Here is a 21,502-nt window from a genome sequence, read left to right as displayed (position 1 = left end):
CATGGTTAGATTAGAGAAGAACGATCCCTTAATGTTGGCGCGCCTGCTACCATTAAAAACGGTTGCCCTGATACTTGCGGGTGGACGTGGTACCCGTCTGAAAGATTTGACCATCAAGCGCGCGAAACCGGCCGTTCACTTTGGTGGTAAGTTCCGTATCATCGACTTTGCGCTCTCCAACTGCCTGAACTCGGGCATTCGCCGTATTGGCGTCATTACGCAGTATCAGTCGCACACGCTGGTTCAGCATATCCAGCGCGGCTGGTCATTCTTCAGCGAAGAGATGAACGAGTTTGTCGATCTCCTTCCCGCTCAGCAACGCGTCCACGGTGAGAACTGGTACCGCGGAACGGCGGATGCAGTGACGCAGAACCTCGACATCATTCGCCGCTATAACGCGGATTACATCGTGATCCTCGCCGGGGACCATATCTACAAGCAAGATTATTCCCACATGCTCATCGACCACGTCGAAAAAGGGGCGCGCTGCACCGTAGCGTGTCTGCCTGTGCCCGTTGCTGAAGCGACGGCGTTTGGCGTGATGCACGTGGATGCCGACGACAAAATTATCGACTTTGTTGAAAAGCCGGCGAACCCGCCAACCATGCCCGGCGATGACACCAAATCGCTCGCCAGCATGGGGATTTATGTCTTTGATGCAGATTATCTTTATGAGCTGCTGGAAGACGATGACAAAGACGAAAACTCCAGCCACGACTTCGGTAAAGACATCATTCCGAAAATCACTAAAGCTGGCATGGCCTATGCACATCCTTTCCCGCTGTCCTGCGTGCAGTCCGACCCCAATGCGGAACCTTACTGGCGCGATGTGGGAACTCTGGAAGCGTACTGGAAAGCGAACCTCGACCTGGCGTCGGTCACGCCTGAGCTGGATATGTACGACCAGAACTGGCCGATTCGTACCCATATGGAATCGCTGCCGCCGGCCAAATTCGTGCAGGACCGCTCCGGCAGCCACGGTATGACGCTGAACTCGCTGGTGTCCGGCGGGTGCATTATTTCAGGCTCGGTGGTGGTGCAGTCGGTGCTGTTCCCCCGCGTGCGAATAAATTCATTCTGTAATATCGATTCGGCAGTCTTGCTGCCTGATGTCTGGGTAGGGCGCTCGTGCCGTCTGCGTCGCTGCGTTATCGATCGTGCCTGCGTCATTCCAGAAGGGATGGTGATTGGTGAGAACGCGGAAGAAGACGCGCGTCGTTTCTATCGTTCGGAAGAGGGGATCGTGTTAGTCACACGGGAAATGTTGCGGAAGCTGCAGATCAAACAGGAGCGATGATGCAGGTTTTACATGTATGTTCTGAGATGTTCCCGTTGTTAAAAACGGGCGGTCTGGCAGATGTTCTGGGTGCATTACCGGCGGCGCAAATCGCCGGAGGCGTGGATACCCGAGTCCTGCTGCCCGCCTTTCCGGATATCCGGCGCGGTATTCCCGATGCAAAAGTGGTGACCCGCCGTGAGACCTTCGCCGGACGCATCACCCTGCTGTTTGGACATTACAATGGCGTAGGGATTTACCTGATCGACGCGCCGCACTTATACGATCGACCGGGCAGCCCGTATCACGATACGAACCTGTTCGCCTACACCGATAACGTGCTGCGCTTTGCGCTGCTCGGCTGGGTCGGGGCAGAAATGGCGACGGGGCTGGATCCGTTCTGGCGCCCGGATGTGGTGCACGCGCACGACTGGCACGCCGGGCTTGCCCCGGCGTATCTCGCGGCGCGCGGCCATCCGGCGAAATCGGTCTTTACCGTGCATAACCTGGCGTATCAGGGGATGTACTATGCCCATCACATGAGTGAAATCGATCTGCCATTATCGTTCTATAACATGCACGGGCTGGAATTTAACGGGCAGATCTCGTTCCTGAAAGCCGGGCTGTATTACGCCGATCATATTACCGCCGTGAGCCCAACCTACGCGCGTGAGATCACCCAGCCGGAGTTTGGCTACGGCATGGAAGGGTTGCTGCAACAGCGCCACCGCGAAGGCCGCCTGTCGGGCATTCTGAACGGCGTGGATGAACAGATCTGGAGCCCGGAAACCGATCTCCTGCTGGCGGCGCGCTATGGCCGTGATTCCGTGGAAGACAAAGCGGAGAACAAACGCCAGCTGCAGATTGCAATGGGCCTGAAGGTTAACGATAAAGTGCCGCTGTTCGCGGTGGTCAGCCGCCTGACCAGCCAGAAAGGGCTGGATCTGGTGCTGGAGGCGTTGCCCGGTTTACTGGAGCAGGGCGGACAGCTGGCGCTGCTCGGCGCGGGCGACCCGGTGCTGCAGGAAGGCTTCCTTGCCGCCGCGGCGGAACATCCGGGGCAGGTGGGCGTGCAGATTGGCTACCACGAAGCGTTCTCGCACCGCATCATGGGCGGCGCGGACGTCATCCTGGTGCCGAGCCGTTTCGAACCCTGCGGCCTCACGCAGCTTTACGGTCTGAAATACGGCACGCTGCCGCTGGTGCGCCGCACGGGCGGACTGGCGGATACCGTATCCGATAGCTCTCTGGAAAACCTGGCGGACGGTATCGCCAGCGGGTTTGTCTTTGAGGACAGTAATGCCTGGTCGCTGCTTCGGGCGATTCGGCGTGCTTTCGTCTTGTGGTCCCGTCCATCGCTCTGGCGTTACGTTCAGCGTCAGGCGATGTCCATGGACTTTAGCTGGCATGTTGCGGCGCAGTCATACCGCGATCTCTATCAACGCTTGATGTAACGAGGCGAAGTTACTGATATGAACGCTCCATTTAGCTACTCTTCACCCACGCTCAGCGTTGAGGCGTTAAAGCACTCCATCGCCTACAAGCTGATGTTCACCATCGGGAAAGATCCGGTTATCGCCAACAAGCACGAGTGGCTGAACGCCACCCTGTTTGCGGTGCGTGACCGCTTAGTTGAACGCTGGCTGCGCTCAAACCGCGCCCAGCTCTCGCAGGAAACGCGTCAGGTTTACTACCTGTCGATGGAATTTTTGATTGGCCGCACGCTGTCCAACGCGCTGTTGTCGCTCGGTATTTATGACGACGTCAAAACCGCACTCGAAGAGATGGGGTTAGATTTAGAAGAGCTGATCGACGAAGAGAACGACCCGGGCCTCGGCAACGGCGGCCTGGGGCGTCTCGCCGCCTGCTTCCTCGACTCGCTGGCAACGCTGGCGCTGCCGGGCCGCGGCTACGGTATTCGCTACGACTACGGTATGTTCAAACAGAACATCGTCGACGGACGCCAGAAAGAGTCGCCGGACTACTGGCTGGAGTACGGCAACCCGTGGGAGTTTAAGCGCCACAATACGCGCTACAAGGTGCGCTTTGGCGGACGTATCCAGCAGGAAGGCAAAAAATCCCGCTGGGTAGAAACGGAAGAGATCCTGGCCGTGGCCTACGACCAGATTATCCCCGGCTATGACACCGATGCCACCAACACGCTGCGCCTGTGGAGCGCCCAGGCCAGTAGCGAAATCAACCTCGGTAAATTCAACCAGGGGGACTACTTTGCGGCGGTGGAAGACAAAAACCACTCCGAGAACGTGTCCCGCGTGCTGTACCCGGATGACTCGACCTACTCCGGTCGCGAGCTGCGCCTGCGTCAGGAGTATTTCCTCGTCTCCTCGACGATTCAGGATATCCTCAGCCGCCACCATCAGCTGCACAAAACCTACGCCAACCTGGCGGAGAAAACCGCGATCCACCTTAACGACACTCACCCGGTGCTTTCCATACCGGAGCTGATGCGTCTGCTGATCGACGAGCATAAGTTCAGCTGGGATGACGCGTTTGAAGTGACCTGTCAGGTATTCTCCTACACCAACCACACGCTGATGAGCGAAGCGCTGGAAACGTGGCCGGTAGACATGCTCGGTAAAATCCTGCCGCGCCATCTGCAGATTATCTTTGAGATTAACGACTACTTCCTCAAGACCCTGCAGGAGCAATACCCGAACGATACCGGGCTGCTGAGCCGCGCTTCCATCATTGATGAATCGAACGGGCGCCGCGTGCGCATGGCCTGGCTGGCGGTCGTCATCAGCCACAAGGTCAACGGCGTGTCCGAGCTCCACTCGAACCTGATGGTGCAGTCGCTTTTTGCGGACTTCGCGAAAATCTTCCCGACGCGGTTCTGCAACGTGACCAACGGCGTCACGCCGCGCCGCTGGCTGGCGCTGGCCAACCAGCCGCTCTCTGAGGTGCTGGACGAGAATATCGGCCGTACCTGGCGTACCGACTTGAGCCAGCTGAGCGAGCTGGAACAGCATATTGATTTCCCGACGGTGAACAAAGCCGTGCGCGAAGCCAAGCTGCTGAACAAAAAGCGTCTGGCGGTCTGGCTGGCGATGCACCTCAACGTGGTGGCAAACCCGAAAGCGCTGTTTGACGTTCAGATCAAACGCATCCACGAATACAAGCGTCAGCTGATGAACGTGCTGCACGTGATCACCCATTACAACCGCATTAAGGCCGATCCAACGGCCGAATGGGTGCCGCGCGTGAAGATCTTCGCCGGTAAGGCGGCCTCCGCCTACTACATGGCCAAGCACATCATTCATCTCATCAACGACGTGGCGAAGGTAGTCAACCAGGATCCGGACATTGGCGACAAGCTGAAGGTGGTGTTCATTCCGAACTACAGCGTGAGCCTGGCGCAGATGATCATCCCGGCGGCGGATCTCTCTGAGCAGATTTCCACGGCGGGTACGGAAGCATCCGGCACCAGTAACATGAAGTTTGCCCTCAACGGCGCGCTGACCATTGGTACGCTTGACGGGGCGAACGTCGAGATGCTGGAGCACGTGGGCGAAGAAAATATCTTTATCTTCGGTAATACGACGGAAGAGGTGGAGGCGCTGCGCAGGAAAGGCTACTCGCCGCGTCAATATTACGAAGAGGATGAAGAGTTACGTCAGGTGCTGACGCAGATCGCGACCGGCGTGTTTAGCCCGGATGAACCGAGCCGCTATCGCGATCTGGTCGATTCGCTGATTAACTTTGGCGATCACTACCAGGTGCTGGCGGACTATCGCAGCTACGTGGACTGTCAGGATAAGGTTGACGAGCTGTACCGTCAGCAGGAGAAGTGGACCAGCGCCGCGATGTATAACATCGCCAATATGGGCTATTTCTCGTCCGACAGGACCATCAAGGAGTATGCCGAGACGATCTGGCATATTGATCCGGTGAGGTTGTAAAAGCAAAACGGCAACCTCGGTTGCCGTTTTTAGTGTTTGTTCCCTCTCTCTGTGGGAGAGGGTCAGGGTGAGGGCATCAGCCCGCACCGATCGTATTACGACGCCAGCGACAGCTCACGCTTCCCCGCATTTTGCTGTAACCACTGCGCCACGCGAGACTGTTGCTCGGCGTTGAGCCACATCCCTTCTTTGGTACGACGCCAGATAGCATCATCCAGACGACGAACCCACTCGTGCTCAACCAGGTAGCGCAGCTCGGCTTCGTACAGCTCGTGGCCGAAATGTTCGCCCAGATCCGCAATGTCCTTCGCGTCGGCCAGGAAAAGCTCGGTATTGCTGCCGTAGGTGCGGGCATAGTGGCGCGCCATCCCTTCGGTGATGAACGGGAAGCGACGGCGCAGCTTCGCGGCGTAATCATCGCGATTGTCGCCGATATCACCGCCGGGCAGTACCGCGCCTTTGGTCCATGCCGGGCCAATGCCTTTATAGTACGGCGCCAGTTTTTCCAGCGCGTGCTCGGCCAGCTTGCGGTAGGTGGTCAGCTTGCCGCCAAACACGGAAAGCAGCGGCGCCTGACCGTCAACGTCGTGAATATCGAGCGTGTAGTCGCGGGTAATCGCCTGCGGTGAGTCAGACTCGTCATCGCACAGCGGACGCACGCCGGAGTAGGTCCAGACCACGTCGTCGCGTGACAGCTGCTTCCTGAAGTGCGCGTTATACACTTTGAGCAGGTAGTTCACTTCGCTCTCGTCGATCTCGACGTTCTTCGGATCGCCTTTGTACTCCACGTCGGTGGTACCGATGATCGAGAACTCGTCCATCCACGGGATCACAAACACGATGCGCTTGTCTTCGTTCTGCAGAATGTAGGCTTGCTTCTGCGTATGCACGCGCGGCACCACAATGTGGCTGCCCTTGATCAGGCGAATGCCGTACGGCGAAGGCAGATGCATGCCGTCGTCGAAGAACTGCTTCACCCACGGGCCGGTGGCGTTCACCAGACCGCGCGCTTTCCAGCTGAATTTCTCGCCGGTATCGATGTCTTCCGCTTCTACAATCCACAGGCCGTTTTCACGACGGGCAGAGGTCGCACGGGTACGGGTTTTCACCTCGCCACCTTTCTTCTCGACCATCTGCGCATTCGCCAGCACCAGACGCGCATCGTCCACCCAGCAGTCGGAATATTCGAAACCGCGCACGATTTCAGGCTTAAGGACCGATTCTGAGCCAAAACGCAAACCTTTCGAACCCGGGAGGCTGGTGCGTTTACCCAGATGATCGTACATAAACAGACCGATTCGAATCATCCACGCCGGACGCAGATGCGGGCGATGGGGCAGGCGGAAGCGCATCGGAATCGCCAGATGCGGGGCCATTTTCAACAGCACTTCACGTTCGGCCAGCGCTTCGCTGACCAGGCGGAATTCGTAGTGTTCCAGGTAGCGCAGGCCACCGTGAATCAGTTTGGAGCTGGCGGACGACGTCGCGCAGGCGAGATCGTTAGCTTCCAGCATCAGTACGGATAAACCGCGTCCTGCGGCATCGACCGCAATACCGGCACCGTTGATGCCACCGCCTATCACAATCAGATCTTTGGTTTCCATAACACCCTCATGCACTTTCGTTAAAGCTCAGAAATGTTCGATATCGCTCATAATAGCAAAGGAACGCGCTTTTGGTAACATCAAAAAAACAATTTAGAGTGATATGGATAACATAATGGCGTTTACCCGCCGCCAGGACGTACACTACGGGGTAAAATAGTGCGGTCTGATGCTCTCTCCCCTCACCCTAACCCTCTCCCCAGAGGGGCGAGGGGATGGTTTGCTCCCTCTCCCTTTTAGGGAGAGGGCAGGGGTGAGGGTCAGCAGGCGGCATAAAACCTGAATAAGCGAAAGAGAACACCATGGATCAGTTTGAATGTATTAACGTAGAAGAAGCCCACCAGAAGATGCACCAGGGAAAAGCGGTGCTGGTGGACATCCGCGATCCGCAGAGTTTTGCGATGGGCCACACGCCGGGCGCGTTTCATCTCACTAACGACACGCTGGGCGCGTTTATGCGCGATAACGACTTCGAGACGCCGGTGATGGTCATGTGCTACCACGGCAACAGCAGCAAAGGCGCGGCGCAGTATCTGCTTCAGCAGGGCTACGACGCGGTGTATAGCGTCGACGGCGGCTTCGATGCCTGGCATCGTCATTTCCCGGCAGAAGTGGAATACGCTTTTGAGCGCTGATCCCGCTATACTGTCCCCTTTTGTGTGGAAATAAGCGACCGCTGCCCATGTTGATGATCACCTCTTTTACCAACCCGCGCGTCGCCCAGGCGTTTGTCGACTATATGGCGACGCAGGGCGTTATTCTGACCATTCAGCAACATACGCAGACCGACGTCTGGCTGGCCGACGAGAGCCAGGCCGCGCGCGTAAACGAAGAGCTGGCGCGTTTTCTTGAGAACCCCGGCGACCCGCGCTATCTGGCGGCCAGCTGGCAGTCCGGGCAGACCGACAGCGGACTGCACTACAGCCGTTTTCCCTTCCTCGCCACCATCCGCGAGCGCGCCGGCCCGTTTACGCTGCTGCTGATGGCGGCCTGCATTATCGTTTTCATCATTATGAACGTGGTGGGCGACCAGAGCGTGATGATTGCCCTGGCCTGGCCCTATGACCCGTCTCTTGAGTTTGACGTCTGGCGCTACTTTAGCCACGCGCTGATGCACTTCTCGGTGATGCATATCCTCTTCAACCTGCTCTGGTGGTGGTATCTCGGCGGCGCTGTTGAAAAGCGTCTGGGCAGCGGCAAGCTGATCGTTATCACCCTTATCAGCGCCCTGCTGAGCGGCTATGTGCAGCACAAGTTCAGCGGGCCGTGGTTCGGCGGGCTGTCGGGCGTCGTGTATGCCCTGATGGGCTATGTCTGGCTTCGCGGGGAGCGCGATCCGGAAAGCGGCATCTATCTGCAGCGCGGATTAATAATCTTTGCGTTAATATGGCTTATTGCCGGATGGTTTGATCTGTTTGGTATGTCTATTGCCAACGGTGCGCACGTCGCCGGGCTGGCCGTGGGGCTGGCGATGGCCTTTGCCGACACGCTCCATGCGCGAAAACGAACATAATTCTCAGGGATAATTGATGAAACAAACACAACGTCATGACGCTATTATCGAACTGGTAAAAAAACAGGGATACGTTAGCACCGAAGAGCTGGTGGAGCAGTTTGCCGTCAGCCCGCAAACCATCCGTCGTGACCTGAACGACCTGGCCGATCAGAACCGCATTCTTCGCCACCACGGCGGGGCGGCGCTACCGTCCAGTTCGGTCAATACCTCCTGGCATGACCGTAAAGCCACGCAGACGGCAGAGAAAGAGCGCATTGCCCGCAAGGTCGCCAGCCAGATCCCGAACGGGGCGACGCTGTTTATTGATATCGGCACCACGCCGGAAGCGGTCGCCCATGCGCTGCTGGATCACGAGAACCTGCGCGTGGTCACGAACAACCTGAACGTGGCCAATACCCTGATGCAGAAAGACGACTTCCGCATCATCCTCGCGGGCGGCGAACTGCGCAGCCGCGACGGCGGCATTATCGGCGAAGCGACCCTCGATTTTATCTCTCAGTTCCGCCTCGACTTCGGCATTCTCGGGATCAGCGGCATCGACAGCGACGGCTCGCTGCTGGAGTTTGATTATCACGAGGTGCGTACCAAGCGCGCGATTATTGAGAACTCACGTCACGTGATGCTGGTGGTAGACCATTCGAAGTTTGGCCGAAATGCGATGGTAAACATGGGCAGCATCAGCATGGTGGATGCTGTTTATACCGACGTGATGCCGCCGGCGGGCGTGATGCAGGTGATTAAAGATAATAATTTGCAGTTAGAGTTGTGTTGAAAAGCCGTTCTCCCTCTCCCTGTGGGAGAGGGCCGGGGTGAGGGCACCAGACCGCAGAGGTCCTACACGCCATACCCCATCATCTTCAACAGCTGCTGCGCATGCTGCACCGCATCCTGACGATGCGCCACGCCCAGCTTCTGATACAGATTGCGGATATGCGTTTTGATGGTGGTCGCCGCCACCGCAAGCTCACCGGCAATCTGCTCGTTGCTGTAGCCTGAATAGATCAGACCCAGAACCTGCCATTCGCGCTGGGTGAGCGGACTGGTACGGATAAGCTCCGGCACTTCCGGGTGGTTCAGCAGGCGCTCAACAAAGTTCTCATCAAAATGCGCGAACTTGTGCCGATGATGCTGGTTAATCTCGCGCAGAATGCGCTGAGCGCGATGCTGATCCAGCTCCGGCAGCGTGTTGAGCTGAATAAGCTGACGCAGCTGCTGCGCCATCACTTCACCTTCAATCACAAAGTGGCTGATAAAGCCGGTGCGGTTAGCCAGCTGCAGCGCTTCCAGCAGCACGCGCTGGGCATCGTTTTTACGACCCGCCTGCCAGTAAAGCTGGTTCAGCAGCAGCAGGTTGCGGTTCAGGTCGCTCATCAGACGCAGGCTGCGCGCGTTCTCGTTCAGCTCTTCCAGCACAATCTCTGCGGGCTCTAATTCACCGAGCAGGATCTGCGCGCGGGCAATGTTCCGCCACTGGCTCTGCAGGAAGTGGTTGTTCGCAAATTCGGGTTTTGGCGTCTGACGCAGCCAGTTGGCGGCGGATTTTTTATCGCCGGTCATCTGCCAGTAAATCACCCGGACCTTATCGGCGTTTGAGACCCAGTCGCTGTGATACTGACCGTTGCCGAGCAGGTTCTCCAGGCGGTTCAGATGGTTGCGGGCGTTATCGAGATCGCCGCGTGCCAGCGAGCACTGTACCAGCAGCGCCAGACACTGCAGCTGCTGCTGAGGCTGGAAGCTGGAAAGGACATCCACACCCTGGCGGGCGCAGCTTTCGGCTTCATCCAGACGCGACCATGCCCACAGCAGCTGAGCGCGAATACGCAACAGGAACTCGTGCATCGGCAGCTGTTCCAGGTGCTGTTCACGAATCAGCTGGAACGCTTTTTCCTGGTTTTCCCAGGCGGCCTGCAGGAACCCCTGCGCGAATAAAATCTCGCTCTGTTGGATCAGGCTCCACAGCGCGTAATGCCAGACATCATGTCGACGCGCCATCTGTTCGGTTTGCTGCATCAGTGAAAGGGAACGGGTGAGGTCGCCTTTGCAGTGCAGCACTTCACCGTGCACAGAGGTCGCCACGATGCGGCTGTAGAAGTTAGCCAGCGGCAGTTCATCCAGCGCGACCATCGCCAGCCGTTCAGCTTCGTCCGGGTCGCCGTCGTTAATGGCCACCTGAGCGCGCAGCGCGTCGAACTCGCCGTGCAGGGTGGTATCCATTTCGCTTTCCATCTCCTGCTCGGCGCGCGCCAGCAGGGTGTTCACTTCACTGTAGCGGTGCTGGCTCTGCATCAGCCAGGCCTGCAGCAGCACCAGACGCGGGTTCTCCAGCAGGCTTTCCCACGGCAGGGCTTTGAGAGACTCTTCCAGCAGCGTTAGTTCGCTGTGGTTAAACAGGCCCCACGCATGGTTGAGGAGGATATCGCGCAGCATGCTGGCATCACCGGCGGCCAGCGCGTGGTGGATGGCCTCGCTCGGGAAGCCTTGCGCCATCCAGCTTTCGGCAGCGGCGCGGTGGATCTCCGGCAGTTCAACCGCCAGTTCCCACTGACAGCGCTGGCGCAGGAAGCTGCCAAACAGCGGGTGATAGCTAAACCACTCGCCGGGATCGTCCATGCGCGTCAGGAAAAGGCCCTGACGTTCAATCTCTTCGAGCTGCAGCTGACCGTTTTCACAGCCCGTCACGCGCACGATAAGCGCATCGTTCATGGAACGCAGCAGCGAGCTTTTCAGCAGGAAATTACGCGTCGAGGGATCGACGCTGTCCAGCACCTCATCCACCAGATAGTCGGAAAGGTGACTGGCGTTGATGCCCGCCAGACGCCGGGCAGACTGATGCGCCGGACTGTTGTTTTGTCGGGCAGAGAGCGCGATAAGCTGCAGCGCCGTGGCCCAGCCGGCAACGTCATCACACAGACGGCTGCTTTCGGCGGCCTCAATCGGTGATGTCAGGCGGCAGTCAAAGAACTGTTTCGCTTCCTGGTGGGTAAAGGCCAGCTGCTGGCTGCCCACTTCCAGAAGCTGATCGCGCACGCGCAGGTTGGCAATACCCAACTGCGGCAGGTTGCGTGACAGCACCACTAAAGTCAGGTTTTCCGGCTGATGGCGCAGGAAGAAACGCATCGATTCATGAATCACCGGATTCGTGATGAGATGGTAATCGTCGATCACCACGTAAAGCGGACGATGCCATTCGGCCAGTTCGATAAACAGCTGAGAGAAAAGGGAGGAAAGGCTGGCGTACTGGCGCTTTTGCACCATCACCTCACTGGCGACGCAGTGTCCATGGGTGGCTTGCTGTATGGCGGCAATCAGATAGCTGGCAAAACGCTCCTGCTGGTTATCGCCCCCGTCGAGGGAGTACCAGCCAAGATCGCTTTTACCCGCGGCCCATTGCGAAATGAGCGTTGTTTTTCCATAGCCTGCAGGGCTCGTAACCAGCGCCAGTCGGAAATTATGCGCGCCGGAAAGTTTAGCCAACAGACGCTCGCGGACCACTGTATGGTCAAGACGAACCGGGCGACTTAATTTAGACGGAATCAACATAGGTTTCACTTCACTGTGGGGAACGAGAGATTTTATTTTTTTTGCGCTTCGTAATTAATACGATATAAGGTCGAACAGAAAGAGAACTATTGCAAGTTATGTCTGGGTTTTGTGGTTCTGAATTTGCACTCTGTCACAAAACATTCAGGCAAATGTTGGAACTTTCTCGAAAGGGCCGTAACGCCGCGTCACTGCTGGTTTGTCTGTATACATTGCCGCTGCGCTGAAACTGGTTTCAGAAAGGTATAGTGACGTCAAATTTAATAAAGTGCGGGTAAAGTTGAGTGAGAGTAATAGTCTTTTGAGATGTGTCCCGATGGCTAAATTATTATTCTACGTAAGTAATCATTTCAGAACGGATTAATTTCACCCGAAACCGCATTTCATTTCTTTGACATTCTCCCCGGTTACTTTTTTATCTTCCGGGCACACTCGAACTATGCTCTGAGAGTGGCCTCGATCACACTTTTATGCTCATCCCCGCTACTCCTCCCTGTCTAATCCCCCACAGGAGGAGGAAGAGGGGAAATGAGCCAGGCACACTAGCGCCAACTTGTGTTTTCTTTCTAAAGGATGCCGATCCCCTATGTCACAGCCTACCTTCAACAAAGCTCAATTCCAGGCTGCCCTGACGCGTCAGTGGCAGCGTTTTGGCCTTCATGCTGCAAACGAGATGACGCCTCACCAGTGGTGGCAGGCAGTGAGCGGTGCGCTCGCAGAACAGCTGGATGCTCAACCTTTGGCAAAGCCGGTGAAGAACCAGCGCCATGTAAACTACATTTCAATGGAATTCCTGATTGGCCGCCTGACGGGCAACAACCTGTTGAACCTCGGCTGGTATCAGGACGTTGGTGACGTCCTTAAAGAACACGACATTAACCTGACCGACCTGCTGGAAGAAGAGATTGACCCGGCGCTGGGCAACGGCGGTCTGGGACGTCTGGCAGCCTGTTTCCTCGACTCCATGGCGACCGTCGGCCAGTCGGCAATTGGCTATGGCCTGAACTATCAGTATGGCTTGTTCCGTCAGTCGTTTGCCGATGGCCATCAGATGGAAGCGCCGGACGACTGGCATCGCAATACCTATCCGTGGTTCCGCCACAACGCGCAGCTGGATGTGCAGGTCGGTATTGGCGGGAAAGTGACAAAGCAGGGGCTCTGGGAACCGGCGTTCACCATTACCGGTGAAGCCTGGGATCTGCCGGTGCTCGGCTACCGTAACGGCGTGGCGCAGCCGCTGCGTCTGTGGCAGGCGAAGCACGCGCATCCGTTTAACCTGACCAAATTCAACGACGGCGATTTCCTGCGCGCCGAGCAGCAGGGCATCGACGCCGAGAAGCTGACCAAAGTCCTCTACCCGAACGACAACCACCTGGCCGGTAAAAAGCTGCGCCTGATGCAGCAGTACTTCCAGTGCGCCTGCTCCGTGGCGGACATTCTGCGTCGCCATCATCTGGCGGGCCGCAAGCTGGCGCAGCTGCCGGACTTCGAAGTGATTCAGCTCAACGACACGCACCCGACGATTGCGATCCCAGAACTGCTGCGCGTGCTGATCGACGAGCACCAGCTGAGCTGGGATGACGCCTGGGCCATCACCAGCCGTACCTTTGCCTACACCAACCACACCCTGATGCCAGAAGCGCTCGAGTGCTGGGATGAGAAGCTGGTGAAAACGCTGCTGCCGCGCCACATGCAGATCATCAACAAGATTAACGACCAGTTTAAAACCCTGGTGGATAAAACCTGGCCAGGCAACAAAGCGGTCTGGGCGAAGCTGGCGGTTGTGCATGACAAGCAGGTGCGCATGGCGAACATGTGCGTGGTCAGCGGCTTTGCGGTGAACGGCGTGGCGGCGCTGCACTCGGATCTGGTGGTCAAAGATCTCTTCCCGGAATACCACCAGCTTTGGCCGACCAAATTCCACAACGTGACCAACGGCATCACGCCGCGTCGCTGGATCAAGCAGTGCAACCCGCTGCTGGCCGGTCTGCTGGATAAGACCCTGAAGAAAGAGTGGGCCAACGATCTGGACCAGCTCATCAACCTGGAAAAACAGGCTGACGACGCGAAATTCCGCGAGCAGTACCGCGCGATCAAGCTGGAGAACAAGGTTCGCCTGGCGGAGTTTGTGAAAGTGCGTACCGGCATTGAGATCAACCCGAATGCCATTTTCGATATCCAGATCAAACGTCTGCACGAGTACAAACGCCAGCACCTGAACCTGCTGCATATTCTGGCGCTGTACAAAGAGATCCGCGAGAACCCGCAGGCCGACCGCGTGCCGCGCGTGTTCCTGTTCGGTGCGAAAGCGGCACCGGGCTATTACCTGGCGAAAAACATTATCCTCGCCATCAATAAAGTGGCGGCGGCGATCAACAGCGATCCGAAAGTGGGCGACAAGCTGAAGGTGGTGTTCCTGCCGGATTACTGCGTCTCGGCGGCTGAAATGCTGATCCCGGCGGCGGATATTTCCGAGCAGATCTCGACGGCAGGTAAAGAAGCGTCCGGTACCGGCAACATGAAGCTGGCGCTGAACGGCGCGCTGACCGTCGGTACGCTCGACGGGGCAAACGTCGAAATCGCCGAGAAGGTCGGGGAAGAGAATATCTTTATCTTCGGCCACACCGTGGAAGAGGTGAAGGCCATCAAGGCCAAAGGCTATGACCCGGTGAAATGGCGTAAGAAAGACAAAGTGCTCGACGCGGTGCTGAAGGAGCTGGAAAGCGGTAAATACAGCGACGGCGACAAGCACGCGTTTGACCAGATGCTGCACAGCATGGACAAACACGGCGGTGACCCGTATCTGGTGATGGCGGACTTCACGGCCTACGTTGAAGCGCAAAAGCAGGTCGACGTGCTGTATCGCGACCAGGAAGCCTGGACCCGCGCGTGCATTCTGAACACCGCCCGCTGCGGTATGTTCAGCTCTGACCGTTCAATCCGTGATTATCAGGCCCGTATCTGGCAGGCAAAACGCTAAGGAAGCGCGATGGAGAGTAAACGTCTGGACAGCGCCGCGCAGGCGGCGGGGATCAGCCTCAGTTACATTAATGCGCACGGCAAACCGCAGTCTATTGGCGCCGACACCAAAAGACGTTTGCTGGATGCCATGCACAAAGCCGACGCGAAAGCGTCGGTTGCGCCGGTGCCGAACGTGAAGGTGTTCACCGCAGGCAAAAAGATGCCGCTGGCGGTGGAGGGGCGCGGCGAGTTTAGCTGGCTGCTTACCACCGAAGAGGGGCATCAGCACAAAGGCCACGCCACCGGCGGCAAAACGTTAAACCTTCCGGCGAAGCTGCCGGAGGGGTATCACACCTTAACGCTCACCCAGGACGATCGTCGTTTCCACTGCCGGGTGATCGTCGCGCCAAAACGCTGCTACGAGCCGCAGGCGTTGCTCGAAGGTAAAAAACTGTGGGGCGCCTGCGTGCAGCTCTATACGCTGCGATCCGACAGCAACTGGGGCATCGGTGATTTTGGCGATCTGAAAAAGATGCTGGCGGATGTGGGCGAGCGCGGCGGCGCGTTTATCGGGCTCAACCCGATCCACGCGCTCTATCCGGCCAACCCGGAGAGCGCCAGCCCGTACAGCCCGTCGTCCCGTCGCTGGCTGAACGTGATTTATATCGACGTTAACGCGTTAGATGACTTCAAAAACAGCAAAGAGGCGCAGGCGTGGTGGAAACTCAGCACCACGCAGCAGGCCCTGAAGCAGGCGCGCGACGCGGACTGGGTGGACTATTCCACCGTCACGGCGCTGAAAATGGCCGCGCTGCGTCTGGCGTGGAAAGGCTTTTCGCAGCGCGATGACGAGCAGATGGCCGCGTTCCGCCAGTTTGTAACGCAGGAGGGCGAGAGCCTGTACTGGCAGGCGGCGTTTGATGCACTGCACGCGTATCAGGTGAAGGAGGACGAAATGCGCTGGGGTTGGCCGGTCTGGCCGGAAGCGTATCAGTCCGTCGACACGCCTGAAGTAAAAGCGTTCTGTAAAAAATATGCCGATGAAGTGGACTTCTACCTGTGGCTGCAGTGGCTGGCGTACAGCCAGTTTGCCGCCTGCTGGCAGGTGAGCCAGGGCTATAAGATGCCGATCGGCCTGTATCGCGATCTGGCCGTCGGCGTGGCAGAGGGCGGCGCGGAAACCTGGTGCGACCGTGAGCTTTACTGTCTGAAAGCTTCCGTCGGCGCGCCGCCGGATATTCTTGGTCCGCTCGGTCAGAACTGGGGATTACCGCCGATGGATCCGCACGTCATGGCGTCGCGCGCCTACGAGCCGTTCATCGACCTGCTGCGCGCGAACATGCAGAACTGCGGCGCGCTGCGTATCGACCACGTGATGTCCGTGCTGCGTCTGTGGTGGATCCCGTACGGTGAAACGGCCGATCACGGGGCGTACGTGCAGTATCCGGTTGACGATCTGCTGTCGATCCTGGCCCTGGAAAGTAAACGCCACCAGTGCATGGTGATCGGTGAAGATCTCGGTACCGTGCCGGTGGAAATTGTCAGCAAGCTCCGCGATAGCGGCGTCTACTCCTATAAAGTGCTCTATTTTGAAAACGACCATGAGAAAACCTTCCGCGCGCCGAAAGCGTACCCTGAACAGTCAATGGCAGTCGCGACGACGCATGACCTTCCTACGCTTCGTGGCTATTGGGAAAGCGGCGATCTGACGCTCGGCAAAACGCTGGGACTGTATCCAGATGAAGAGGTTTTGCGCGGCCTGTATCAGGATCGCGAGCTCTCCAAACAGGGGCTGCTGGATGCGCTGCACAAGCAGGGCTGTCTGCCGAAACGTGCCGGACATAAGGCGTCATTGATGTCGATGACCGCTACCCTCAATCGCGGCTTGCAGCGCTATATTGCCGACAGCAACAGCGCCCTGCTGGGTCTGCAGCCGGAAGACTGGATTGATATGGCGGAGCCGGTGAACATTCCGGGCACCAGCTATCAGTACAAAAACTGGCGTCGCAAGCTGTCCACATCGCTTGAGAAGATGTTTGCCGATGACGGGGTGAACAAGCTGATTAAGGATTTGGACAAACGCAGAAGGGCGGTGGGCAAGAAGCGGTAGTTTCACCCTAACCCTCTCCCGGAGGGAGAGGGAATAGAATGTAGGCCGGGTAAGCGTCAGCGCCACCCGGCTTTTTTACATCAAACCACCATATTCAACAGCAGTACCCCGACCAGACCGCACACCGAAATAATGGTTTCCAGCGCGGACCAGGACTTGATGGTTTCACCGATCGTCAGGTTGAAGTACTCCTTGAACAGCCAGAAGCCAGGATCGTTAACGTGAGAGAAAATCACGCTACCGGAACCGACGGCGATAACCATCAGCTCAGGGCTAACACCCGTGGTCGCAATCAGCGGGGCAACGATACCGCCCGCGGTGATCGCCGCAACGGTCGCAGAACCCAGCGCAATACGCAGAACCGCGGCAATAGACCAGGCCATCAGGAGCGGCGACACGTTGGTTTCATGCATCATGGCAGCGATGTATTTGTCCACGCCGCTGTCGACCAGAACCTGCTTGAATGCGCCGCCGCCGCCGATGATCAGGAGCATCATGGCAATGATTTTGATGGAAGAGGTCAGCGTGTCGTTGATCTGATCCATTGAACGACCGCGGTTAAGGCCGAAGGTGAACATCGCGATCAGCACCGCAATCAGCGTCGCCATGACCGGGTCACCGAGGAATTCCGCAACGGACAGGAAAGCATGACCTTTCGGCAGAATCATCTCCGCCACGGCACGCATCGCCATCAGGATCACCGGTACCAGAGAGGTCCAGACGCTGACGCCAAAGCCCGGCATCTCTTCTTCGGTGAAGGTTTTGGCGCTGTACAGACCTTCCGGGATCGGCTTATCAATGCCTTTCAGGAAGCGGGCATAAACCGGGCCCGCCAGAATCACGGTTGGGATCGCCAGAATCGTACCGAACAGCAGGGTTTTACCCATATCCGCGTGGAAAATGGTTGCGATAGCGGTTGGGCCCGGGTGCGGCGGCAGGAAGCCGTGAGTCACGGACAGCGCCGCAGCCATTGGCACACCGACATACAGCAGCGGGATGTTTGCCGCAGCCGCGATGGTGAACACCAGCGGCAGCATCAGCACGAAGCCCACTTCATAGAACAGCGCGAAGCCGACGGTAAAACCGGTTAATACCACCGCCCACTGGATGTTCTTCTTGCCAAATTTGGCAATCAGCGTGGTGGCGATACGCTGCGCGCCCCCGCAGTCTGCCAGCATTTTGCCGAGCATGGCGCCGAAGCCCATGATCAGCGCCAGGCTGCCGAGCGTGCCGCCGACGCCGGCTTTGATGGAACTGATAACTTTAACCAGCGGCATACCCTGCATCAGACCGACTGCAAGTGCCACCAGAACCAGAGCGATAAATCCGTTCATTTTGAAACGGATCATCAAGAGCAGTAATAACACAACACCGATAGCAACGATGACTAATGGCATGATTTACCTGGCCTTTGAATTGTTATGGGTAACGTCATTGTTTCAACGACAAATTCCGATTGTCCCAACTGGGAACAGAGTGTTAACGGCACTCATACTGATGCCTTCGAAACCATTAAGTTTAGTCGGCTGTTATAAGGATGCTGAGTGCCCACGAGAATGATACGGGTAACATGGCTCGATTGAGAATCACCCTGGGAGGCTAAATTTGAATTATGAGACGCAGGTCAACATATGGGAGGTAAACGCAAAACGGTAACCATGAGGTTACCGTTTTTAATGTTTTCACCCTCTCCCGTGGGAGAGGGCCGGGGGTGAGGGCATCAGACCTCACTATTTCTGTAGGCCCGGTAAGCGCAGCGCCACCGGGCGATACAGACGGATACTGAATTAGTAGTAAGAGTGCTCGCCGCGCTGGTGCTCGGTCAGGTCACGCACGCCTTTCAGTTCCGGGAACTCGTTCAGCAGCTGCTTCTCGATCCCTTCTTTCAGCGTCACATCGACCATTGAACAGCCGTTGCAGCCGCCGCCAAACTGCAGAATGGCAAAACCTTCGTCGGTGATTTCCATCAGGGAAACACGACCGCCGTGGCCCGCCAGCTGTGGGTTGATCTGGGATTGCAGCAGATACTCAACGCGCTCCATCAGCGGGGCATCGTCAGACACTTTACGCATTTTCGCGTTCGGCGCTTTCAGGGTCAGCTGAGAACCCAGCTGATCGGTGACGAAGTCGATCTCCGCATCTTCAAGATACGGTGCGCTCAGCTCATCAACGTAGGCGGTGAGCTGTTCAAATTTAAGGGCAGTGTCAGTCGCTTCCACAGCGTCCGGAGGACAATAAGAAACACCACATTCTGCATTCGGAGTGCCTGGATTAATCACAAACACGCGGATCTGCGTCCCTTCTTCCTGATTTGCCAGCAGTTTGGCAAAGTGCGCTTGTGCAGAATCGGAAATACGGATCATAGCTTTGGCCTAATAGTTGACTAAATTACCTGGGTATAATCATACGCCCATTGAAGAAGGGCTACAAGGTACGGCACAGACACCATACCTGAACCGACGCGGCGCCGCTTCGCAAAAGCAGTCGGGAAAGTTCAGCAACGGTACTGCCCGTGGTGACGACATCATCCACAATCGCGATATGGAGACCGTCGACCGGCAATTCAAGGCGAAAGGCATTTTTGAGGTTTCTTTTGCGAAGCCGTGCGCTGAGCTGATGCTGGATGGCGGTGGCATGAACGCGTGTCAGCGCGCGGGCCTCATACCGGCAGCCGAGCCACCGCGCGAGGGGACGGCAGAGCAGGTCACTCTGGTTATAGCCGCGCCGCCAGTGCCGACGGCGGTATAAGGGGACATTCACCACCATGTCAATTTTCGGCAGTGCCCGGTGACGTCGCGCCTGCAAAACCGCCAGCAACAGCAGTCGGGAAAGGGGCTGTGCCAGCGAGCTCTGCCCGGAAAACTTCAGCGCGTGGATCAGCCTGTTCAGCGGCGGAACATAATCATCCACTGCCACCAGCGCACTCCACGGCGGGGATTTTTTCAGGCAGCGGCCACAGGGCAACGAGGGGTTCGTGGCCGGTAAACCACATTGTGGACAGATCCCGATACGCCATTGCAGCGATCGCGTGCAGACGGAGCAGACGCCCCACCCGCTGAGCGCCAGCGGCATTTGGCATAGCCAGCACAAGCCGGGTACTGTTAGCATGTGCAACCTCCATGTGAAAAAAGAGAACAGTAACTGATGAAGACGCTGTGGTGGCAGACCGTAGGGACAGGAAATTGCCATCTTGTGCTGCTGCACGGATGGGGCCTGAATGCGGAGATATGGCATTGCATACGTGAGGAACTTGCCTCGCATTTCACGCTGCATCTGGTGGATTTACCCGGCTTTGGCCGCAGCCGCGGGTATGGCGCGTTGTCGCTTGATGAAATGGCGCAGCAGGTTCTGGACGCTGCGCCGCAAAACGCGGTCTGGCTGGGCTGGAGCCTGGGCGGGCTAGTGGCGAGCCAGATTGCGCTGTCGCAGCCTGAACGCGTAAAAGCGCTGGTGACGGTGGCGTCATCGCCCTGTTTTAGCGCGCAGGAAGAGTGGCCGGGGATCAAGCCTGACGTGCTGGCGGGCTTCCAGCAGCAGCTGAGCGAAGATTTCCAGCGGACCGTAGAGCGGTTCCTGGCATTGCAGACAATGGGCACTGACACCGCGCGTAAGGATGCCCGAACGCTGAAGCAGACCGTGCTTTCGCTGCCGATGCCGGAGGTTGAGGTGCTAAACGGCGGACTTGAGCTCCTGAAAACGGTTGACCTGCGCGAGCCGCTGGCCGCGCTGACGGTGCCGCACCTGCGTATCTACGGTTATCTCGACGGGATTGTGCCGCGCAAAGTGGTTCCGCTGCTGGATTCGCTCTGGCCGGAGAGTGAATCGCAGATTATTGCCAAAGCCGCACATGCCCCGTTTATCTCTCATCCGACGGAATTTTGTTCAGCGCTGATTGCGTTAAGTCAACGTTTCGACTGATTATTTTCTATCCTGCCTGGAAAAAGTAACACACCGCAACCATACTCCAGATGTCGTTGCGGTTGTTCTGCCTACGATAATCAAAACAACAATCCTATGGAGAGTCAGGCTATGAAACTTGTTACAGGTATTGTCACTTCTCTGGTTATTGGGTCACTGTCATTTGGCGTCTTTGCGGCAAAAGAGCTGGAAAAAGATAAAGTTGCCGGCATGAATCTGACGAAAATTGGTGAGATTTCTACGTCTGACACCACCGCGCCGATGGATGCTCGCAGAGAGCTGTCGAAGAAAGCGGATGAGCTGGGCGGAACGTACTATGTCGTCACCAGTGCAGAAAAACAGACCAAAAACGTACGCGCAACGGCGGACGTCTACAAGTAATACGATAAAGCCGGGCAGCGATGCCCGGCTTTGTTAACGCAGCGTCCACCACTCCCTGAGGCAGGACTTTCCTTCCGGACAGCTTTTACAACTGCCGGAGAGACAACCGTCCGCTTCTTCCTGAATCCGCACGGCTTTCCCCATGGCTTCCAGTCTTTCCAGTATGGCATCGATCATCGGCTGCGGCGTATGCAGGCTGAGGCTCAGCTGTTTCGCCTCCATTCGCCCTTGCAGTGCCAGCAGGTCACGAACCTGAATCAACGATGCCATGGTTTG

General features: G+C 57.3%; 16 protein-coding genes. 10 read left to right on the top strand and 6 right to left on the bottom strand.

Translation table 11 applies throughout. The features are described from left to right. Position 1 precedes the first annotated feature (1 nt). From glgC to glgP, 3 genes are read left to right on the top strand one after another with little or no spacing between them, the layout of a single operon-like run. Positions 2–1,297 carry a glucose-1-phosphate adenylyltransferase gene (gene glgC, locus IM317_RS15070; protein ID WP_193362479.1) on the top strand — a complete coding sequence of 432 codons (1,296 nt, stop codon included), beginning with the start codon at positions 2–4 and terminating at the stop codon, positions 1,295–1,297. Then, a complete protein-coding gene (gene glgA / locus IM317_RS15065; protein WP_023309509.1) occupies positions 1,297–2,730 on the top strand; it encodes a glycogen synthase GlgA in 1,434 nt (477 codons plus the stop codon). The genes glgC and glgA overlap by 1 nt, the downstream gene beginning before the upstream one ends. Before the next feature lie 18 nt (positions 2,731–2,748). After that, a complete protein-coding gene (glgP, locus tag IM317_RS15060) occupies positions 2,749–5,196 on the top strand; it encodes a glycogen phosphorylase (RefSeq protein ID WP_029740650.1) in 2,448 nt (815 codons plus the stop codon). 95 nt (positions 5,197–5,291) lie between these two features. Here the strand turns inward: glgP and glpD are convergent, their stop codons facing one another. Continuing rightward, on the bottom strand, positions 5,292–6,800 hold the full coding sequence (glpD, locus tag IM317_RS15055; RefSeq protein WP_023309507.1) for a glycerol-3-phosphate dehydrogenase: 1,509 nt from the start codon (positions 6,798–6,800) through the stop codon (positions 5,292–5,294). A gap of 302 nt (positions 6,801–7,102) precedes the next feature. Between glpD and glpE the strand changes: the two genes are divergently transcribed. Genes glpE through IM317_RS15040 form a run of 3 tightly spaced genes read left to right on the top strand, consistent with a single transcriptional unit; the run spans position 7,103 to position 9,088 of the window. Then, on the top strand, positions 7,103–7,435 hold the full coding sequence (gene glpE, locus IM317_RS15050; RefSeq protein ID WP_006177908.1) for a thiosulfate sulfurtransferase GlpE: 333 nt from the start codon (positions 7,103–7,105) through the stop codon (positions 7,433–7,435). A gap of 47 nt (positions 7,436–7,482) precedes the next feature. Then, a complete protein-coding gene (gene glpG / locus IM317_RS15045) occupies positions 7,483–8,313 on the top strand; it encodes a rhomboid family intramembrane serine protease GlpG (protein ID WP_033146831.1) in 831 nt (276 codons plus the stop codon). 16 nt (positions 8,314–8,329) lie between these two features. Then, a complete protein-coding gene (locus IM317_RS15040) occupies positions 8,330–9,088 on the top strand; it encodes a DeoR/GlpR family transcriptional regulator (protein ID WP_008503060.1) in 759 nt (252 codons plus the stop codon). 62 nt (positions 9,089–9,150) lie between these two features. On the opposite strand, the gene malT is transcribed toward IM317_RS15040, so the two are convergent. Further along, positions 9,151–11,856: an HTH-type transcriptional regulator MalT gene (malT, locus tag IM317_RS15035; protein WP_033146830.1), complete on the bottom strand. Its 2,706-nt coding sequence runs from the start codon at positions 11,854–11,856 to the stop codon at positions 9,151–9,153. Between the two features lie 586 nt (positions 11,857–12,442). On the opposite strand from malT, the gene malP reads away from it, so the two are divergent. Next, positions 12,443–14,836 carry a maltodextrin phosphorylase gene (gene malP / locus IM317_RS15030; protein ID WP_033146829.1) on the top strand — a complete coding sequence of 798 codons (2,394 nt, stop codon included), beginning with the start codon at positions 12,443–12,445 and terminating at the stop codon, positions 14,834–14,836. Positions 14,837–14,845: 9 nt separating this feature from the next. Further along, the gene (malQ, locus tag IM317_RS15025; RefSeq protein ID WP_033146828.1) at positions 14,846–16,927 is read left to right on the top strand and encodes a 4-alpha-glucanotransferase; all 2,082 of its coding nucleotides are present in this window, start codon (positions 14,846–14,848) and stop codon (positions 16,925–16,927) included. Between the two features lie 80 nt (positions 16,928–17,007). On the opposite strand, the gene gntT is transcribed toward malQ, so the two are convergent. The 3 genes from gntT to gntX all read right to left on the bottom strand — a co-directional run bounded on the left by gntT (position 17,008) and on the right by gntX (position 20,035). Beyond that, a complete protein-coding gene (gntT, locus tag IM317_RS15020; protein WP_033146827.1) occupies positions 17,008–18,324 on the bottom strand; it encodes a gluconate transporter in 1,317 nt (438 codons plus the stop codon). A 390-nt stretch (positions 18,325–18,714) separates the two neighbouring features. After that, positions 18,715–19,290, bottom strand: a complete 576-nt coding sequence (gene nfuA, locus IM317_RS15015) for a Fe-S biogenesis protein NfuA (protein ID WP_008503055.1) — start codon at positions 19,288–19,290, stop codon at positions 18,715–18,717. 61 nt (positions 19,291–19,351) lie between these two features. Then, on the bottom strand, positions 19,352–20,035 hold the full coding sequence (gene gntX / locus IM317_RS15010; RefSeq protein ID WP_033146826.1) for a DNA utilization protein GntX: 684 nt from the start codon (positions 20,033–20,035) through the stop codon (positions 19,352–19,354). Between the two features lie 36 nt (positions 20,036–20,071). On the opposite strand from gntX, the gene bioH reads away from it, so the two are divergent. Both bioH and IM317_RS15000 read left to right on the top strand, forming a co-directional pair. Continuing rightward, complete coding sequence (gene bioH / locus IM317_RS15005; RefSeq protein ID WP_033146825.1) at positions 20,072–20,845, top strand: pimeloyl-ACP methyl ester esterase BioH; 774 nt, start codon at positions 20,072–20,074, stop codon at positions 20,843–20,845. A gap of 111 nt (positions 20,846–20,956) precedes the next feature. Next, positions 20,957–21,226: a YdgH/BhsA/McbA-like domain containing protein gene (locus IM317_RS15000; protein WP_033146824.1), complete on the top strand. Its 270-nt coding sequence runs from the start codon at positions 20,957–20,959 to the stop codon at positions 21,224–21,226. 33 nt (positions 21,227–21,259) lie between these two features. Here IM317_RS15000 and feoC read toward each other — a convergent pair whose 3' ends face one another. Beyond that, positions 21,260–21,496, bottom strand: a complete 237-nt coding sequence (gene feoC, locus IM317_RS14995) for a [Fe-S]-dependent transcriptional repressor FeoC (RefSeq protein ID WP_033146823.1) — start codon at positions 21,494–21,496, stop codon at positions 21,260–21,262. Positions 21,497–21,502: the final 6 nt, after the last annotated feature.

Source organism: Enterobacter cloacae complex sp. S3, from assembly GCF_014930495.1.
Taxonomy (GTDB): Bacteria; Pseudomonadota; Gammaproteobacteria; order Enterobacterales; family Enterobacteriaceae; genus Enterobacter; species Enterobacter asburiae_B.
This window is presented reverse-complemented; position numbering and strand designations above follow the sequence as displayed.

Excerpts from the sequence above, each read along its gene's own strand:
- glgC (WP_193362479.1), top strand. The coding sequence starts at position 2 with ATGGTTAGATTAGAGAAGAACGATCCCTTAATGTTGGCGCGCCTGCTA.
- glgA (WP_023309509.1), top strand. The coding sequence starts at position 1,297 with ATGCAGGTTTTACATGTATGTTCTGAGATGTTCCCGTTGTTAAAAACG.
- glgP (WP_029740650.1), top strand. The coding sequence starts at position 2,749 with ATGAACGCTCCATTTAGCTACTCTTCACCCACGCTCAGCGTTGAGGCG.
- glpD (WP_023309507.1), bottom strand. The coding sequence starts at position 6,800 with ATGGAAACCAAAGATCTGATTGTGATAGGCGGTGGCATCAACGGTGCC.
- glpE (WP_006177908.1), top strand. The coding sequence starts at position 7,103 with ATGGATCAGTTTGAATGTATTAACGTAGAAGAAGCCCACCAGAAGATG.
- glpG (WP_033146831.1), top strand. The coding sequence starts at position 7,483 with ATGTTGATGATCACCTCTTTTACCAACCCGCGCGTCGCCCAGGCGTTT.
- IM317_RS15040 (WP_008503060.1), top strand. The coding sequence starts at position 8,330 with ATGAAACAAACACAACGTCATGACGCTATTATCGAACTGGTAAAAAAA.
- malT (WP_033146830.1), bottom strand. The coding sequence starts at position 11,856 with ATGTTGATTCCGTCTAAATTAAGTCGCCCGGTTCGTCTTGACCATACA.
- malP (WP_033146829.1), top strand. The coding sequence starts at position 12,443 with ATGTCACAGCCTACCTTCAACAAAGCTCAATTCCAGGCTGCCCTGACG.
- malQ (WP_033146828.1), top strand. The coding sequence starts at position 14,846 with ATGGAGAGTAAACGTCTGGACAGCGCCGCGCAGGCGGCGGGGATCAGC.
- gntT (WP_033146827.1), bottom strand. The coding sequence starts at position 18,324 with ATGCCATTAGTCATCGTTGCTATCGGTGTTGTGTTATTACTGCTCTTG.
- nfuA (WP_008503055.1), bottom strand. The coding sequence starts at position 19,290 with ATGATCCGTATTTCCGATTCTGCACAAGCGCACTTTGCCAAACTGCTG.
- gntX (WP_033146826.1), bottom strand. The coding sequence starts at position 20,035 with ATGCTAACAGTACCCGGCTTGTGCTGGCTATGCCAAATGCCGCTGGCG.
- bioH (WP_033146825.1), top strand. The coding sequence starts at position 20,072 with ATGAAGACGCTGTGGTGGCAGACCGTAGGGACAGGAAATTGCCATCTT.
- IM317_RS15000 (WP_033146824.1), top strand. The coding sequence starts at position 20,957 with ATGAAACTTGTTACAGGTATTGTCACTTCTCTGGTTATTGGGTCACTG.
- feoC (WP_033146823.1), bottom strand. The coding sequence starts at position 21,496 with ATGGCATCGTTGATTCAGGTTCGTGACCTGCTGGCACTGCAAGGGCGA.